General features: G+C 65.0%; 16 protein-coding genes. 3 read left to right on the plus strand and 13 right to left on the minus strand.

Features of this window, described 5'->3' with window-relative positions; genetic code table 11:
* Positions 1 to 118: 118 nt before the first annotated feature.
* Positions 119 to 1,210 (plus strand): TRAP transporter substrate-binding protein, encoded by a 1,092-nt coding sequence (locus tag QW863_RS25355; RefSeq protein WP_315717633.1) that lies wholly within the window; start codon positions 119 to 121, stop codon positions 1,208 to 1,210.
* A 178-nt stretch (positions 1,211 to 1,388) separates the two neighbouring features.
* Positions 1,389 to 2,477 (plus strand): ABC transporter substrate-binding protein, encoded by a 1,089-nt coding sequence (locus QW863_RS25360; RefSeq protein WP_315717635.1) that lies wholly within the window; start codon positions 1,389 to 1,391, stop codon positions 2,475 to 2,477.
* Positions 2,478 to 2,666: 189 nt separating this feature from the next.
* Here QW863_RS25360 and QW863_RS25365 read toward each other — a convergent pair whose 3' ends face one another.
* Both QW863_RS25365 and QW863_RS25370 read right to left on the minus strand, forming a co-directional pair.
* A complete protein-coding gene (locus QW863_RS25365; RefSeq protein WP_315717636.1) occupies positions 2,667 to 4,268 on the minus strand; it encodes a TRAP transporter large permease subunit in 1,602 nt (533 codons plus the stop codon).
* Positions 4,265 to 4,804, minus strand: coding sequence for a TRAP transporter small permease subunit (locus QW863_RS25370; protein WP_315717637.1), 540 nt, complete (start codon positions 4,802 to 4,804; stop codon positions 4,265 to 4,267). Before QW863_RS25370 ends, QW863_RS25365 begins: the two co-directional genes overlap by 4 nt.
* Before the next feature lie 546 nt (positions 4,805 to 5,350).
* Here QW863_RS25370 and QW863_RS25375 point away from each other — a divergent pair.
* Positions 5,351 to 5,590 (plus strand): hypothetical protein, encoded by a 240-nt coding sequence (locus tag QW863_RS25375; RefSeq protein WP_315717638.1) that lies wholly within the window; start codon positions 5,351 to 5,353, stop codon positions 5,588 to 5,590.
* A gap of 137 nt (positions 5,591 to 5,727) precedes the next feature.
* Here QW863_RS25375 and QW863_RS25380 read toward each other — a convergent pair whose 3' ends face one another.
* From QW863_RS25380 to QW863_RS25430, 11 genes are all read right to left on the minus strand, one after another.
* A complete protein-coding gene (locus QW863_RS25380) occupies positions 5,728 to 6,618 on the minus strand; it encodes a cation diffusion facilitator family transporter (protein WP_315717639.1) in 891 nt (296 codons plus the stop codon).
* Positions 6,619 to 6,855: 237 nt separating this feature from the next.
* Positions 6,856 to 7,128 carry a hypothetical protein gene (locus tag QW863_RS25385; RefSeq protein WP_315717640.1) on the minus strand — a complete coding sequence of 91 codons (273 nt, stop codon included), beginning with the start codon at positions 7,126 to 7,128 and terminating at the stop codon, positions 6,856 to 6,858.
* A gap of 117 nt (positions 7,129 to 7,245) precedes the next feature.
* Complete coding sequence (locus QW863_RS25390; protein ID WP_315717641.1) at positions 7,246 to 7,389, minus strand: hypothetical protein; 144 nt, start codon at positions 7,387 to 7,389, stop codon at positions 7,246 to 7,248.
* Between the two features lie 31 nt (positions 7,390 to 7,420).
* Positions 7,421 to 9,682, minus strand: coding sequence for a DUF2235 domain-containing protein (locus QW863_RS25395; RefSeq protein WP_315717642.1), 2,262 nt, complete (start codon positions 9,680 to 9,682; stop codon positions 7,421 to 7,423).
* Positions 9,683 to 9,901: 219 nt separating this feature from the next.
* Complete coding sequence (locus tag QW863_RS25400) at positions 9,902 to 10,288, minus strand: nuclear transport factor 2 family protein (RefSeq protein WP_315717643.1); 387 nt, start codon at positions 10,286 to 10,288, stop codon at positions 9,902 to 9,904.
* Positions 10,289 to 10,515: 227 nt separating this feature from the next.
* Entirely contained in the window at positions 10,516 to 11,193 is a 678-nt protein-coding gene (locus QW863_RS25405) for a spermidine synthase (RefSeq protein ID WP_315717644.1), read from the minus strand.
* Between the two features lie 137 nt (positions 11,194 to 11,330).
* Positions 11,331 to 12,152, minus strand: coding sequence for a DUF2182 domain-containing protein (locus QW863_RS25410; RefSeq protein ID WP_315717645.1), 822 nt, complete (start codon positions 12,150 to 12,152; stop codon positions 11,331 to 11,333).
* Positions 12,153 to 12,188: 36 nt separating this feature from the next.
* Complete coding sequence (locus tag QW863_RS25415) at positions 12,189 to 12,821, minus strand: DUF1326 domain-containing protein (protein WP_315717647.1); 633 nt, start codon at positions 12,819 to 12,821, stop codon at positions 12,189 to 12,191.
* 232 nt (positions 12,822 to 13,053) lie between these two features.
* A complete protein-coding gene (gene moaA, locus QW863_RS25420; RefSeq protein WP_315717648.1) occupies positions 13,054 to 14,085 on the minus strand; it encodes a GTP 3',8-cyclase MoaA in 1,032 nt (343 codons plus the stop codon).
* Between the two features lie 185 nt (positions 14,086 to 14,270).
* Positions 14,271 to 14,663 (minus strand): hypothetical protein, encoded by a 393-nt coding sequence (locus QW863_RS25425; RefSeq protein ID WP_315717649.1) that lies wholly within the window; start codon positions 14,661 to 14,663, stop codon positions 14,271 to 14,273.
* Between the two features lie 266 nt (positions 14,664 to 14,929).
* Positions 14,930 to 15,616, minus strand: coding sequence for an HAD family hydrolase (locus QW863_RS25430; RefSeq protein WP_315717650.1), 687 nt, complete (start codon positions 15,614 to 15,616; stop codon positions 14,930 to 14,932).
* Positions 15,617 to 15,695: the final 79 nt, after the last annotated feature.

The following is a 15,695-nucleotide window of genomic DNA, read 5'->3' on the forward strand; positions in this document are numbered from 1 at the left end:
CTTAACCGGTTCCGTGCTAAAGCCCGGCCCGGATCGTCTTCGACCGTGTGCGGCCAATCGCATCGGCGGATAAATGCTTTTTCAACGGGAAACGCCCCTAACAAGGAGATGCCTTAATATGAAGCGTCGTGATTTTCTGAAGGTTTCGGCTGCGGGTGCCGCGGCGTCGGCCGCCGTGGCCTCGCCCGCGATTGCGCAGTCGATGCCTGAGATCAAGTGGCGGTTGACCTCCAGCTTCCCGAAGTCGCTCGACACGATCTATGGCGGGGCCACCGAGCTGGCGAAGTACGTCGCCGAGATGACCGACAACAAGTTCCAGATCCAGGTGTTCGCGGCCGGCGAAATCGTTCCCGGCCTGCAGGCGCTGGACGCGACCGCCAACGGCACCGTCGAGATGTGCCACACGGTGTCGTATTACTACGTCGGCAAGGACCCGACCTTCGCGATCTTCGCTTCGGTGCCGTTCGGCCTCAATGCCCGGCAGCAGAACTCCTGGCTGTATCAGGGCGGCGGCAACGAGCTCGCCAACGAGTTCTACAAGAAGTTCGGCGTGATCGGCTTCCCCTGCGGCAACACCGGCACCCAGATGGGAGGTTGGTTCCGCAAGGAGATCAAGACCGTCGCCGACCTCTCGGGCCTGAAATTCCGCATCGGCGGTATCGCCGGCCAGGTGCTGCAGAAGCTCGGCGTCGTGCCGCAGCAGCTCGCGGGTGGCGACATCTACCCGGCGCTGGAGAAGGGCACCATCGACGCGGCCGAGTGGGTCGGCCCCTATGACGACGAGAAGCTCGGTTTCCAGAAGGTGGCCAAGTACTACTACTATCCGGGTTGGTGGGAAGGCGGTCCCACCGTCCATGCCTACTCCAACCTGGACAAGTGGAATTCGTTGCCCAAGAGCTACCAGGCGATCCTGACCAACGCGACCATGGCCGCGAACACTTGGATGGCGGCGCGCTATGACATGCAGAACCCGTCGGCCTTGAAGCGCCTGGTCGCCGGCGGCACCCAGTTGCGTCCTTTCACGAACGAGGTGCTCGAAGCCTGTCTCAAGGCGACCAACGAGCTGTGGGGCGAGATCTCGGCGAAGAATCCCGACTTCAAGAAGGTCATCGATGCGATGCAGGCCTACCGCTCGGACGAATATCTGTGGTGGCAGGTCGCCGAATACACCTACGACAGCTTCATGATCCGCTCGCGCACCCGCGGCTGATCTTCAGCGTTTCGATCGGCGGATAGACATTGAGCCCGGCCTCGCGAGAGGCCGGGCTTTTGCGTTGCGACATCGTTTTGCAATGGCACTCCCGCGCGGTTTGATCCACACTGGAACCGAGGCCTCGCAAGAAGGCCGCCTTGGGAACGCACATATCACCACACGGGAGGGAAGGACCATGAAGCGGAGAGACTTCATCAAGGTCACGGGGCTCGGCGCTGCCGGCGCCGCCGCGATCGCATCGCCCGCGATCGCGCAATCGATGCCCGAGATCAAATGGCGCATGACCACGAGCTGGCCGAAATCGCTCGATACGCTGCATGGCGGCGCCGAGATGATGGCCAAGATCGTCGGCGAAGCCACCGACAACAAATTCCAGATCCAGACCTTCGCGGCCGGCGAGATCGTGCCCGGCCTGCAGGTGCTCGACGCCGTGCAGAACGCCACCGTCGAAATGGGCCACACCGCGTCCTACTACTATTTCGGCAAGGACCCGACCTTCACCTTCGGCTCCTCGGTCCCGTTCGGCCCGAACATGCGCATCAACCAGGCCTGGTACCTGATGGGCGGAGGCAAGGAGATCCTCAACGAGTTCTACAAGAGCTACAACGTCACCTCGCTGCTCGCCGGCAACACCGGCTGCCAGATGGGCGGCTGGTTCCGCAAGGAGATCAACTCCGTCGATGATCTCAACGGCCTGAAATTCCGCATCGGCGGCTTTGCCGGCCGGGTCATGCAGAAGCTCGGCTGCGTGCCGCAGCAGCTCGCCGGCGGCGACATCTATCCAGCGCTGGAGAAGGGCACGATCGACGCGGCGGAGTGGGTCGGTCCCTATGACGACGAGAAGCTCGGCCTGTTCAAGGTCGCGCCGCACTACTACTTCCCGGGCTGGTGGGAGGGCGGGCCGATGCTGCTCGCGATGGTCAACCTCGACAAGTGGAATGCGCTGCCCAAGCATTATCAGAAGATGCTGGAGCAGGCCGGCCACTACGCCAACAACTGGATGATGGCCAAGTACGATTCCGCCAACCCGCTGGCGCTGCGCAAGCTGATCGCCGGCGGCGCCAAGCTGCATCCGTTCCCGGCCCCGGTCATGGAAGCCTCGTTCAAGGCCGCCAAGGAGCTGCATGCCGAGGTCGCCGCCGGCAATCCAAACTTCAAGAAGGCGCTGGACTCGCTCACGGCCTATTCGGGGGCGGGCTATTCCTGGTTCCAGGTCGCCGAGGTCGGCTACGACAACTTCATGGCCCGGCGGTCGCAGAGCTGAGCGAGATTCCGTCGTTGCGAGCGCAGCGAGGCAATCCAGGGCTGCGCGCGTGCCCCTGGATTGCTTCGGCGCAAGGGCGCCTCGCAATGACGCGCTGATAGAGACGGTCCCAAACAAAAGAGGCGGCCCCAAACAAAAACCCCGGAAGCGGAGCTTCCGGGGTTTTCTTCATTCGGTCGGAGCCGCCGTCTACTGCTTCGGCGCGCCGAAATCGAGCGGCGGCAGATCGATCTGCGGCACCTCGATCTTGACCTTGTCGAGGTCGACCTGGACCGGCTTGTCGAGCAGGCCGGTCACCGTGACCGGGAACGCGATTACGAGCAGCACCATGATCGCCTGCAGGCCGATCCATGGCATCGCGCCCCAATAGATGTCCGAGCTCTTGACTTCCTTCGGCGCGACGCCGCGCAGGTAGAACAGCGCGAAGCCGAACGGCGGATGCAGGAACGAGGTCTGCATGTTCACGCACAGCATGACGCCGAACCAGATCAGCGCCGCTTCGGGGCCGACCACCGGCGCCAGGATCTTCTGCGCGATCGGCGCGATCATCGGCAGGATGATGAAGGCGATCTCGAAGAAGTCGAGGAAGAAGGCCAGGAAGAAGATGAAGATGTTGATGAAGATCAGGAAGCCCCAGACGCCGCCGGGCAGGGAGGTGAGCAGGTGCTCCAGCCATTCGCCGCCGGAGACGCCCTGGAACACCACCGAGAAGCAGGTCGAGCCGATCAGGATGAAAGTGACCATGCAGGTGATGCGCATGGTTGTCTCGTAGCCCTGCTTGATCAGGTCGCGCAGGTCGGGGAGGGCGACGGCGCGGATGCAGAGCCAGGCAACCGCGAGATAGGTGACCGCGAAAGAGAGCTTGAACGCGAGGTTCTCGGTGAACAGCATCGCGATGATGGTGCCGATGCCGGCGGCGACGACGCCAACGATCAGGATGCTGCGATCGCTCTTGGTGAACTCCTTGTGGTGGATCACCGCCAGCACGATCGCGCCGACCGCGCCCATGGCGCCGGCTTCCGTCGGCGTGGCTAGGCCCATCATCATGGTGCCGAGCACGACGAAGATCAGCACCGCCGAGGGAATGATGCCCATCAGGCACTTCTTCCACAGCGCCCAGCCGGTCAGCGTACGCGCCTCCTTCGGCACCGGCGGCAGGTGGCCCGGCTTGACCAGGCCGAGCACGAAGGTGTAGCCGGCGAACAGCACGACCTGGAAGATCGAGGGGCCCCAGGCGCCGAGATACATGTCGCCGACCGACTTGCCGAGCTGGTCGGCCAGCACGATCAGCACCAGCGACGGCGGCACCAGCTGGGTGATGGTGCCGGACGCCGCGAGCACGCCGGTGATGTAGCGCATGTTGTAGCCGTAGCGCATCATCACGGGCATCGAGATCATCGCCATCGCGATCACCTGTGCCGCCACCGTCCCGGTGATGGCGCCGAGGATGAAGCCGACGATGATGACGGAATAGCCGAGGCCGCCGCGGATCGGCCCGAATAGCTGGCCCATCGAATCCAGCATGTCCTCGGCGAGCCCGCATCTCTCCAGGATCGCACCCATGAAGGTGAAGAACGGGATCGCGAGCAGCAGGTCGTTGGCGAGCACGCTGCCGAAGATGCGACCCGGAATCGCCTGCAGGAAGTTGAGGTCGAAGAACCCTAAGTCGATCGCGAGGAAGCCGAACGACAGGCCGACGGCAGCGAGCGTGAACGCCACCGGAAAGCCGATGAGCATCGCCAGGACCAGGCCGCCGAACATCAGCGGCGGCATCATCTCCAGCGTAATCATTGCGTCGGCCTCTCGTATTTCGCGTCGATCGTCACGTAACCCTGCAGCGCCGCCGCGCGCTTGATCACCTCGGAGAGGCCCTGCAGGGCCAGCATCACGAAGCCCGCGGGGATGGCGAACTTCACCGGCCAGCGCAGCAGGCCGCCGGCATTGGCCGACATCTCGTTCACCGAATAGGACTGCATGAAGAACGGCCACGACAGATAGGCCAGCAGCAGGCAGGTCGGGATCAGGAAGAACAGCGTACCGATCAGGTCGAGCCACAGCTGGCCGCGCTCGGACAGGTACAGATAGAGCAGCTCGACCCGGACGTGCTCGTTGCGCCGGAAGGTGTAGGAGGCGCCGAACATCACCAGCAGCGCGAACATGTACCACTGCAGCTCGAGCCAGCCATTCGAAGAATAGCTGAAGGCGTAGCGGATCATCGCATTGATCGCACTGACCAGGCAGGCCAGCAGCACGAGCAGATTGCAGACGTAACCGATCTTTTCGTTCAGCTGATCGATGGCGTTACTGATTGCCAACAAGGGGCGCATCATTGTCTCCGCTGCGGGCGCTGTCAGACGAGCGCGCCTGAGCTCTCGGGAGGCACGGCTTCGCGATCACGCAGAACGTGCATGTCGTCATGACGGCGCGCTTGAAGCGAATGCAACGAAACGTCCTCCCCCTCGATGCCTTCAGCTCTTGTTCGGCGCTTGTATGAAGGGCGAGCGCCCATCGGCCGCGCTGGGCCTGAAAGCGGGGGCACCATTTCAGCGCGCCGTCCTGCCGTCAATCGGAAAATGGACACATTGACGCGCCGGCAACAGTCTGGCGGCGTTGGCTAAACCCGGGTCCGGGGGGCGGCGGCGAGCGCGGCGTCCGGCCTGCCGAAAGAGTGGGCAGTTCGCTGCCGGCCGTCCATCGCTCCGATGGAGGCGGCCGTGGAGGATGGTCGCGTGGGCTGTCTGGGGCGGAGCGCGGGATCAGAATGTGGTGTGCCGATCCGGCGAGGCGTCTGATCCCCGGGAAGGGAATGTTGGCGTGGGGCCACAAGCTGGATAAAAGCGTCGTCGTGGACGTTTGATGCGGGGACCAACCGGATGAGCAAGCCGAGCAAGACCGAAGCCGAACTGATCGCGATGGCGGTGGCCGAGCTGAAGGCTCATACCGGGTACGCTGAGGGCATTCGCATCGCGGTCGTGCGGGACGGAAGTTCCTGGGAGTTTCGCGCCAGTGCCGATCAGGAGACGATCGGCAGGCCCGGCTATCCCGAATGCGTCGCCATGTTGGTCCAGATTGGAGACCATCTGTCGAAGCAGTACGCGCTCCAGGAGGAGTGAAATGACTTCGTGACCGCTGGCGGCGGGCACTCCGACACCGTCGAACCCGCAGGCACCTGGGGATGCCAAAGGCCTGACCTGACGCGGCGAGCCCCCTCAAAAATCAAAAAGCCGGCCGCGCCGTCTGATGTGCGGCGCTACAGCACCACCACGCCGGAATGCTTGGCCTTGTTTTCCGGTTCGACGTGGATGGTGATCCAGCTGTGCTCGTCGTCTTCGCGCAAGGCCGCCTCGATCCGGTCGCAGATTTCGTGCGCCTGGTTGACCGACATCTCGCCGGGCACCACGAGGTGGAACTCGATGAAGGTCAGCTTGCCGGCATGCCGGGTCCGGACATCATGCGCCTCCAGCGCGCCGCCGGCATGCTGACTGATGATCAGGCGAATGCGCGCCAGCGTGGCGTCCGGGACCGCTTCATCCATCAGCCCGCTGGTGGATTCCTTCAGCACCTGCCATCCCGACCACAGGATGTTCACGGCGACCAGCACGGCCAGTGCCGGATCCAGGATCGGCAGCTGCAACATCACCGCGAGGCCGAGGCCGACCACGACGCCGCCCGAGGACACGACGTCCGTCAGCAGGTGCCGGCCGTCTGCCACCAGCGCCGGCGACCGCAACCGCTTGCCTCGCGTGATCAACAGCCAGCACCAGACCGCATTGATCGCGCTCGCCAGCGCATTCACCGCGAGCCCCTCGGCGGGTGCGGAAAACGCTCGCGGATCGAAGAAATTCCCGTAGGCCTCGTGGATGATGAGCAGCGCCGCCACGACGATCATGACGCCCTCGATCACCGCGCTGAAGTACTCGACCTTGTGGTGGCCGAACGGATGGTTGGCATCCGCGGGCTTGGCGGCGATGCGCACCGCGACGAGCGCGACCACGGCGGTGACGACGTTGACGATGCTCTCGACGGCATCGGAGTAGAGCGCGACCGAGCCGGTGATCCAATAGGCGAGATACTTCAGGCCGAGCACGATCGTTCCGACCACGAGGCTGCCGATGGCGAGCTTGAGCGATTGCGAGGCCATGATGTCCTGATCCGATCCCGCGCTGGGGTACCCAACGCTGCGGCGGAACGCAACCAGGGTGGACGCGGTTCGGTGTCGGGAAGGGACTGATAACCCCGGTTTTCTGTGGCCGCCGCGACTGCGTCTATCGGCGGCGTGGCCCCGATCGAAAACTGATCTGTGGACAACAGAAAGTCGCGCCCACGGACATGGGCGCGACCGTGTCGCGGCAAGCGCCGATCGCAATGACGCCGCCGACTACTTCTCTTTGATGACCGTGGTGGTGCTGGTCGAGCTGCCGACCGTGCCTTCGTCCTCACAGACCTTGGTCTGGCGGATGCGGTCCTCGGCTTCCACGCGGCTGGTGAACGCCATCGGTCCGATTTGCGTGACGACCTCGCGGTCGGCGGGGCGTGTGGTGGTGATGGTGCAGCGATGGCTCGGTCCCTGCACGATGTAGTATTCGTCAGCGAGCACTGGCGCGACCGATCCGATGATCACTGCGCCGGCAAGAAGAAGGGGTGCTTTCATCGTCGCCTCTCTTTTCAAGAACAGCCAAAAGGGGAGCGGGATTGATGAGGAGTTTTCTGCCTCGTCGTTCGATGCTCCGTGTTTGCAACTCGGCCGGCTGGTCGCAGTTCCGGCGGTTCAAGCGGAGCCTGTATTGACGCGGTGCAGTGTCGGCAGCGATGGACGCGAGATCTCGTCAGGGCGCAGCGACACGCGCGCGGTGGCGCGCTTGCCACTGCCCCAAGCGGTCGCGCCGCGGTTGGCAGGCGAACCGTCGATCATGACCTCGTCTCCGCCTGGTGGCGTCGGCGGTTCAGAGCAGCCTGACGGTCACCTTCGCCTTGCCGGTGTTGTTCGGATAGAATGCATCGTACACCCAGGGCAGCCCGATCACCGCGTCATTGACATAGAGGAACAGCTCACCGCCGCGCTCGGCCTTGAAGCGCGCTTTGTAGGCTTGAGGTGTCGTGTTGGGGGCGGGAACGGGGTCGAGGAAATATTCGTCGACGCCGGTCTCGCCGACCCTGGCGATCAGCCGATACCAGGGACGGAAGAGAACGCGGCGCAGCAGGATGCCTGCGCGGAACGTCCAGCGGGCGTAGCCCCGGACCGTCGAGGTGCGATAGCCCGCGGGGGTGACCGGACGCCCGGCATCCTCCCACGGGTCGGTCATGGTGACGACGATCTCGTAGGAGAAGCCGGGACGGACTCTCAACCCGGTGGGAGCGCAAACCGCATCGGTCGAGAAATCCCTGGCATCCTGCGGAATGCCTTTGTCGACTGCGACGAGCTCGCGGGCAGGGGTGCCATGGCAAAAGGCGCCCATCGAATCTGCGGCGTTGAACAGGAAATGGCTGATCAGCGTGGCTGCGAGCCAGACGGTGCCGATAGCGAGCAAGAACGGGCCGACATGCCGCTTGCCGTTCCTGATGGCAAACTGATAGGCGCGATTGGTCCGGAGCGCGTAGATGGCCCGATGCAGCGGGCCGGACGGCATCGGGGGCGATGCCCGTTCGCGCCAGATCACGCGCATCCGGTCGCCGATGCGGTCGCTGAGGAATGTCCCGAGCGCGGTCAGCATGACAAGGATGATGATCCCGCCGGCGAACCATTCGGGGTTGGCGGCGTACCAGTCCGTCCACCAGTGCAGCGATGTCGGCAGGAACGATTCGATCAGCCTGACTGCTTCGGAGACCATCCTGATGCGCGAGTCGTATTCGTGCGTGCGATCGAGGTCGTGGAACAGCCAGAAGGCCGCGAGGTGCAGCGAGGCCGCCAGGGTTGCGAAATAGGCGAGGCGCCTGAACCACACCAGATTCCACAGCTTCTCCTGGGCCGCGAACCGGGCGGCCGCGCCGGCCGGCGTTTCGAACGTGGTCGGCCCGAGCGGCGTCAGCGTGCCGTCGTAGCGGACGATCATGTAGTTGTCGGGCAGCCCGATGGGCGCATAGGCATTGCAGCCGCTGTCGATGCGGTCGAAGACGCTTTCGTGGATCTTCGGCATCGATACCTGGACGCCCGCCGCCTGGTCGTTGCAGAGCTCCGACACCTTGCGCGGACCGTATCGATAGTAGGACCCGAGCCCGGAGCGCGAGTTGTAGAGGCGTCCGTCCTTGTCCTGCGACGTGACGATCGACTTGATCGCATCCGGATCGGCCTCGGGCGCGGTCTTGAAGATCAAGCCGCGCTTGACGGCCTCGCCCACGAGCCAGGTCAGGGGAACATAGGAGACGGAATCGTCCGGATAGCCGCCGCCGACATTGGCGTGCATGCCGACGAACCAGACCTGCACCAGTCTTTCGTCATCGATCGTCTTGGCATCCTGTGGCTTGGTCTCGCCCGCCTCGGTCCAGAGCACCGGATGGAAGGTCGTCCTCTCGTCGTCGAGCGCGAGCGCGTGGCGCGCGCATGTCACCCGCGGACTGAGCACGCGATTGGGAAGCTCGAGCGGCCACACCCAGTTGGAGATGCCCCGCGTCATCTCGTCGATCGGTAGCCCATAGGCTGCGACGGTGTCCCACAGCCCGATGAACTCGATCGCCGGGAGGCTTTTTCGCTCGATGAGGTCGAGAGATTTACGGCCCATGATGCGGTCGATCACCGGCACCAGCACATGATCGCGAATCCAGCGGAGCGGCACTTCGATCCGCCAGATCGAATGGTACCCCTTGGCGCGATAGGCGCGATAGGCCTTCACGGCGCCGTCGTGCAGCTCAACCTCGGTGTCGGCAACGATCAGCCCCTGATCGAGCATCAGCGCGGCGAGCACCCGCACGGTGAACGCGCCGCGGCTGAAGCCGAACAGATAGATCTTCGAGCCGTTCGCGTGGTCGTAGTTGCGGCAGACGAACTTATAGGCATCCAGGATGTTGCGCTTGAGGCCGAAGCCGAACGCGCCGCCGAGCAGGGCGAGCGGAACGAACGACGATGTGCCGACGCCGTCGTCATACTTGGCCGCCTGGGCGTTGCCCTGCAGGTCGAGCGCCTGGAACATGCGCCAGACGTTGGTTCGCCACACGCTCGAGGCGGCGTTGCCGGTCCCGTCGGACAGGATGATGATCTTGGGACTCGCCATGCAAAGGACCCCGCTCGACATTGAGAGCCGAGGAGCGGAAGGGTAAACTGAAGGAGAGAGAAATCAACCTGAGATGGTGTGAGGCTTTCGGCGGCGTGGCCGGATGATGCGGAGGGCGCCGCTGCAGCGACGCGGCGACCCGAGGACGAGAAATGCACTGCCCTGCTACCGAAATGCCGCCGTCACCGAAATGCGGTTGCCGTGGCCGTTCGTCGCCCTTCAGGCCGAGTTGATGCGCTCGACGAGATGCGCGCGCGAGGGCGCCGGGTCGAAGCGATCGCCGAAATATTGGGTCTCGTGCGCTACTCCGCCGTCCCGGAATTCCATGACGCTCACCACGTAAGACGGCAGGCCATCATAGGTCAGGACCAGTTCGGTTACCCACAGATCGCCGCTCCCGATGATTCGGCGCACTGCGAAGCGCTTCCTGCTGGGCTGCACGAAGCGGCTCTCCTGAATGTTGCGCCGGCCGTGGATGCGTTCGCCCGATTGCGGATAATCCAGCACGGCATCGTCGCGATAGATGTCGTGCTCGGCTTCGAAATCATTCACGTCCGATGCATCCCAATGGTGCTGCAAGGCAGCGCGCTTCGCTCTGTCATCCATGGCAATTCTCCCATTCAGGGGCGCGCCCTCATTGCATAGCGTGCCCCTGGCCACTGCGGTCTACAAGCCGGAGAATGGAGCATCCCTCGTCGCCGCCGACGCATCATAGGCCGATGTCCGACGCGTCACTACGCTGATCCAAACGGGCGTGGAGAATATCAGCGCTGGTAGTACAGCCGGTGGAGAAAGTTCTCAGGACAGAGAGCTCCGCGCGCGACGAGGCGCAATCACGCCGGCCGCGTCGCGATCCAGATCACGTGACGGGCGCCGCCGCCGCGGCCGGTGGCGCGGATGTTGATCTCCTCGGCGGCGAAGCCGGCCTTGCGCAGGCGCGGGGCAAAGCGATCGTCGGGGTGGGACGACCACACCGCCAGAACGCCGCCGGGGCGCAGGGCGGTGAAGGCGTTGCCCAAACCCGAGGGGTCATACAGCGCGTCGTTGGATTGCCGCGTCAGTCCCTGCGGACCGTTATCGACATCGAGCAGGATCGCATCATAGGTGCCGCGCCCTGCGGCGATCAGCTTCACGACGTCGCCCTCGCGGATGTCGACGCGCGGATCGGAAAGGCTTGCGCCGGACAATTCGGCCATCGGCCCGCGCGCCCAGGCGATCACCGCCGGCACCAGCTCGGCGACGGTGATACGGGCCTGCGGACCAAGCACCTTCAGTGCCGCCCGCAAGGTGAAGCCCATGCCGAGGCCGCCGATCAGCAGCCGCGGAGCCGGCTCGGCCTTGATGCGGGCGCAGCTCAGGGTTGCCAGGGCCTCCTCGGATCCGTGCAGCCGGCTGTTCATCAGCTCGTTCGAACCGAGCTTGATCGAGAACTCCTTGCCGCGCTGCATCAGCCGCAGCGGCTCACCGCCGCCGGGCACGTCTGCGGTGTCGATCAGCTTCCAGGGAATCACGGGCGTCTCGCGTCAGTTCGGTTGCGGCATTCCAGGCGACAGAGTCGCCACGCTGGAGCCTGCTTACCATGTTGCCCGCATCCCATGCCAAGGGGCAGTCGCCACTCTCGCGACGACCTGCATCGCGTCGTTGCGCGTCATTGCGGTGGGGACACCAGCATCCAGGCGCCCGCGGCACTGCAAGCAATGCCGGCCGCGCGCGCGATCCATCGTCCGACCGGAGTCAGTTTCTCAAACAGCACGAGCAGGGTCAGAATGGCAATCCACATCACGCTCATCACCCCGCCGACGAACAGCAGCGCCATCAGAGCCCAGCAGCAGCCCATGCAATAGCCGCCGTGTCGAAGCCCCAGCAGCACGCAGCCCTGCAGGTCGCCGCGAAAGCCGCCGTGACGCATCAGGAACAGAAGCGGCGACTGGCATTGGGCAAGGCAGGCGCTCTTCAGCGGCGTCCACTGATAGATGCCTGCCGCGATCAGCACGATGGCGCCGAGCAGATGGTTGTCGATCGCCATCCGCGAATCCAGCAGCGCGGTCCGCTCCACACCCCATTGCAGGCCGGTCGCCACGAGCGAAAAGCCGCTCCAGGCGAGCAGATAGCCGGCCGCAAACCAGCCGGTCGCCGCGAACGGCTGGCCCTGCGCGCGGCCGTGTCGACCCACACGGGCGTACATCAGGATCATGGGCGCCGCCGAAGGCGCCATCATCCCGACCATCATCGCCGCCCACATCAGGAACACATAGGCGAACTCGATCGCGCGCCACGGCTCGCTGGCCGGCAACATGATTCCGATGCCGGCCGGGATCATGCGGAAGCCGGTCATGTCCATGCCGCCCATGTCCATGTCGTTGGCAAGCCAGAGAACATAAGCCCACGACAGGGCGACCATGACCGCGATCGCGCCGCCGACGATCCAGCGATCGCGCCGCAGCACGGCTTCCAGGGCGCTGCCGGTCATCTGCAAGGCGGGTTGCCGGCCTTGCGCCACGTCGAATTAGGCCTGGTTGGACCAACTGATCGACGCGTACAGGCCGTTCTTGCCGGAATTGTCCCAACGCATGCCGTGATCGTTGTAGGTGTTGCCCGCCGCGCCGACGGCGAGCGCCATCCTGTCCGGGCTGACGGGATGGCCGATGTTCACCCACATCTCTCCGCTCGGGTGCATGGTCGGCAGCGGCTCGACGGACATGTGCAGAATGTCGGTGATGTCGGCGGATCGCGTCTTGCCATCGATCCGGAAGGTGATGGCGACTTTGCGCACGCCGAGATTGGTGCTGATCAGCGGCGTGAACGCAGCCATCGGGCCGCCGGCAACCCCGGTGAAGATCGCGGCCATCGCCTCCGTCTGCGGATCGTCGGCGCGCTGATCGACATAGGCGGCGATCGACCAGTCTCCATCCCCCATCACGCCGGGCGCATGCAGCATCACCGCCGCGTTGAGGCCATCGAGCGCGACATCGCCATAGCGGCCGGTTTCGATGTGGAACAGCAATGGTACGTTGCAGAACCCCTCGGTCGGTTGCGCGGTCAGGGGAGGGGCGGCCGACATGAGGCACGGACACAGCAGGCTGCAGCTGCAATTCTCGAAATAGTCACCGGACAGGTGCCATGCGACTGGGTCTGCCATCGCTGTCTCCCGCTAGGCCGAACCGACAAATTGCTTTCGAATGCGCGATCTGCAGCTGAAAGCTACGCCGCATGGGGACGTGCCGCAAGCCGATAAATGATCAGTCTCCGCGTCGTGACTGCGCCTCGGGCCGATCCGCTCATACGGTATGCGTGATCGTCGGCTGAATGGCCGGCCAACAGGCCGGCTCCGATTGCGATTGATCGCAGGGCCCGATGGTTATGGACTCCGACTACCCGCCCGTCACGCTCATGTGCCGGCTGACGCTCGGACGGTTGTGGCGGCGGTCGATGATGAAGTCGTGGCCCTTCGGCTTGAGGCCGATGGCGCGGTCGATCGCGGCGCTGAGCTCCTCGTCGCTCGCAGAGGCACGCAGCGGCTTGCGCAGGTCGGAGGCGTCCTCGTGGCCGAGGCAGGTGTGCAGGGTGCCGGTGCAGGTGACGCGGACGCGATTGCAGCTCTCGCAGAAATTATGCGTCATCGGCGTGATGAAGCCGATCGTGCCGCCGGTCTCGGCGACGCGGACGTAGCGGGCCGGGCCGCCGGTGGTCTCGTCGAGGTCGGTCATGGTGTAGGTCTGCGCCAGACGCGCGCGCAGCAGCGACAACGGCAGATACTGGTCGATGCGGCCCTCGCCGATCTCGCCCATCGGCATCACCTCGATCAAGGTCAACGCCATGCCCTTGCCGTGCGCCCAGTCGATCAGCGAGGGGATCTCGTCCTCGTTCATGTTCTTCAGCGCGACGGCGTTGATCTTCACGGCGAGACCTGCGGCGCGCGCCGCCTCGATGCCGGCCAGCACGCGCTCGAGATCGCCCCAGCGGGTGATGGCGCGGAACTTGTCCGGGTCGAGCGTGTCGAGCGAGACGTTGATGCGACGGACGCCGCAATCGGCGAGCTCGGCGGCATATTTGGCGAGCTGCGTCGCGTTGGTCGTCATCGTCAGCTCGTTGAGCGCGCCGCTCTTCAGATGTCGCGACAGCGAGCGGACCAGGCCCATCACGTTGCGCCGGACCAGCGGCTCCCCGCCGGTGAGCCTGAGCTTCTTGACGCCCTTGTGGATGAACGCCGAGCACAGCCGGTCGAGCTCTTCGAGCGTCAGCAGGTCGGCCTTCGGCAGGAAGGTCATGTCCTCGGACATGCAATAGAAGCAGCGCAAGTCGCAGCGGTCGGTCACCGAGACGCGCAGATAGCTGATGCGGCGACCGAACGGGTCGGTCATCGGGCGCGTCAGGGCGGTGTCACTCAACGTCTCTGCGGTCATGGAAAGCCTTGGCTGGTGGCGGCCCAGGTGGCGGCGATGCCACGCGGCGGCCGCGCAAGCGCGGCCGGATGTCGGTCTCACGACAATCTAATCATGATCGCCGCGCCCCACAATCATCGACGTGGATCCGTCGATGCTGCAATGCAGCTTCGCCTTGGCAAGGGGACGCGCGGGACGACGGTCCGCTATTGGCGTCCCGGCGCGGGGGCGGGGAAGGCGGACCCGGTGGCCGCCGGTGCGTCCGGCGCAGCGGCGGACTTCTGCGGCTTCGGCTTCTTCGGCCGCATGCGCTTGACGGCCTTCGGCGGCGCGCCGGGCATCGGCTGCAGCTCGGCGACGACCGGGCTCGGGTCCATCACCACCGGCGGCGAGGTGTTGAAATCGCCGGAGTTGCGGATCACCTGCACCGGGATGGTCGCGGGCTGGTACTTGTCCATCGTGAAGGTGACGCTGAAGCCCGCATCGGGCGCCGGCACCGAGACGGTGCACGGCGTCTTGCAGCCCGGTCCGAGCGAGGTCTTGGCGTCGGCGCCCGGCGGCACGGAGTCGAGCTGCACCGGAACCTCGGGCGCTGCCATCTTGAAGCTGTCCATGGAGAAGGACGAGCAACCGGCCAAGCCGGCTCCCGCAACCGCAATTGCGATGACACGCCGCATCATGATGTCCGCCCCACAACCCTGCGGCCATCGGCCGCAATCCCAGGGCGACCATAGGAGCGTCAGAACAGCGGCGCAACTGCGGTCAACCCTATTCTCAACAGAACGTTAACGCACCGCAAGGTGCGGATTCAGGTCGACAGGGCAGTGGGTTAGGGTGCGATGCGGCAGTGGAATCGCAAGTTGGCTCAGGCGATCCTGAGCGATGGGCTGAGGGCGGCAACGGCGGCTGGCAGCTCGCGCATGTGGTCGATCAGGTGGTCCGGATTGAGCTCCGCGATCGGTACGTCGGTATAGCCGAAGGTGCAGCCGATCACCGGCACGCCGGCGCGGCGGGCGGCGCCGACGTCGGTGCCGGCATCGCCGACCATGATCGCGGCCCCGACCTCGCCGCCGGCCTGCGCGATGGTCTGGCGCAGGATCGCCGGATCCGGCTTGGCGACCCCGAACGTGTCGGCACCGCAGATCGCGGCGAAGCGGGAGGACAGGCCGAGCTGGTCGAGCAGCCGCTTCGACAGCCATTCCAGCTTGTTGGTGCACACCGCGAACTGGCAGCCGCGGCCGGCAAGCTCGTCGAGCGCCGCCTCCAGCCCCTCGAAGGGGCGCGATTCGATGGCGATGTTCTCAGCGTAGAAATCGATGAAATCGGTGGTGAGGCGGCCGATGTCATCGGTGCTGGCGAAGCGACCCTCCGCCTCCAGACCGCGCTCGATCAGCTTGCGGGCGCCGTGGCCGATCATCTTGCGGGCCGAGGCCAGCGGCACCGGCCGCAGACCCTCGCGCTGCAGGACGTGATTGAGCGCGCTGATGAGATCCGGCGCCGTGTCGACCAGGGTGCCGTCGAGATCGAAGACGATGGTGCTGGAGATGGGCATCGGTATCCGCTAGCGGCCGGCTCATGTCCTTGCAAGAGGCCCGCAATGGCATTTTGTCCGATTTCGTGGCCGGCGAGAG

Origin of the sequence: Bradyrhizobium sp. SZCCHNR1017 (assembly GCF_032381375.1) — a bacterium.
In the GTDB taxonomy this organism is placed as follows: domain Bacteria; phylum Pseudomonadota; class Alphaproteobacteria; order Rhizobiales; family Xanthobacteraceae; genus Bradyrhizobium.

What these genes read in the sequence shown, in the direction of transcription:
- QW863_RS25380 (WP_315717639.1), bottom strand. Translation starts at nt 6,618, where the DNA reads ATGGCCTCGCAATCGCTCAAGCTCGCCATCGGCAGCCTCGTGGTCGGA.
- QW863_RS25365 (WP_315717636.1), bottom strand. Translation starts at nt 4,268, where the DNA reads ATGATTACGCTGGAGATGATGCCGCCGCTGATGTTCGGCGGCCTGGTC.
- QW863_RS25370 (WP_315717637.1), bottom strand. Translation starts at nt 4,804, where the DNA reads ATGCGCCCCTTGTTGGCAATCAGTAACGCCATCGATCAGCTGAACGAA.
- QW863_RS25355 (WP_315717633.1), top strand. Translation starts at nt 119, where the DNA reads ATGAAGCGTCGTGATTTTCTGAAGGTTTCGGCTGCGGGTGCCGCGGCG.
- QW863_RS25385 (WP_315717640.1), bottom strand. Translation starts at nt 7,128, where the DNA reads ATGAAAGCACCCCTTCTTCTTGCCGGCGCAGTGATCATCGGATCGGTC.
- QW863_RS25400 (WP_315717643.1), bottom strand. Translation starts at nt 10,288, where the DNA reads ATGGATGACAGAGCGAAGCGCGCTGCCTTGCAGCACCATTGGGATGCA.
- moaA (WP_315717648.1), bottom strand. Translation starts at nt 14,085, where the DNA reads ATGACCGCAGAGACGTTGAGTGACACCGCCCTGACGCGCCCGATGACC.
- QW863_RS25395 (WP_315717642.1), bottom strand. Translation starts at nt 9,682, where the DNA reads ATGGCGAGTCCCAAGATCATCATCCTGTCCGACGGGACCGGCAACGCC.
- QW863_RS25375 (WP_315717638.1), top strand. Translation starts at nt 5,351, where the DNA reads ATGAGCAAGCCGAGCAAGACCGAAGCCGAACTGATCGCGATGGCGGTG.
- QW863_RS25430 (WP_315717650.1), bottom strand. Translation starts at nt 15,616, where the DNA reads ATGCCCATCTCCAGCACCATCGTCTTCGATCTCGACGGCACCCTGGTC.
- QW863_RS25390 (WP_315717641.1), bottom strand. Translation starts at nt 7,389, where the DNA reads ATGATCGACGGTTCGCCTGCCAACCGCGGCGCGACCGCTTGGGGCAGT.
- QW863_RS25410 (WP_315717645.1), bottom strand. Translation starts at nt 12,152, where the DNA reads ATGACCGGCAGCGCCCTGGAAGCCGTGCTGCGGCGCGATCGCTGGATC.
- QW863_RS25360 (WP_315717635.1), top strand. Translation starts at nt 1,389, where the DNA reads ATGAAGCGGAGAGACTTCATCAAGGTCACGGGGCTCGGCGCTGCCGGC.
- QW863_RS25415 (WP_315717647.1), bottom strand. Translation starts at nt 12,821, where the DNA reads ATGGCAGACCCAGTCGCATGGCACCTGTCCGGTGACTATTTCGAGAAT.
- QW863_RS25425 (WP_315717649.1), bottom strand. Translation starts at nt 14,663, where the DNA reads ATGGCAGCGCCCGAGGTTCCGGTGCAGCTCGACTCCGTGCCGCCGGGC.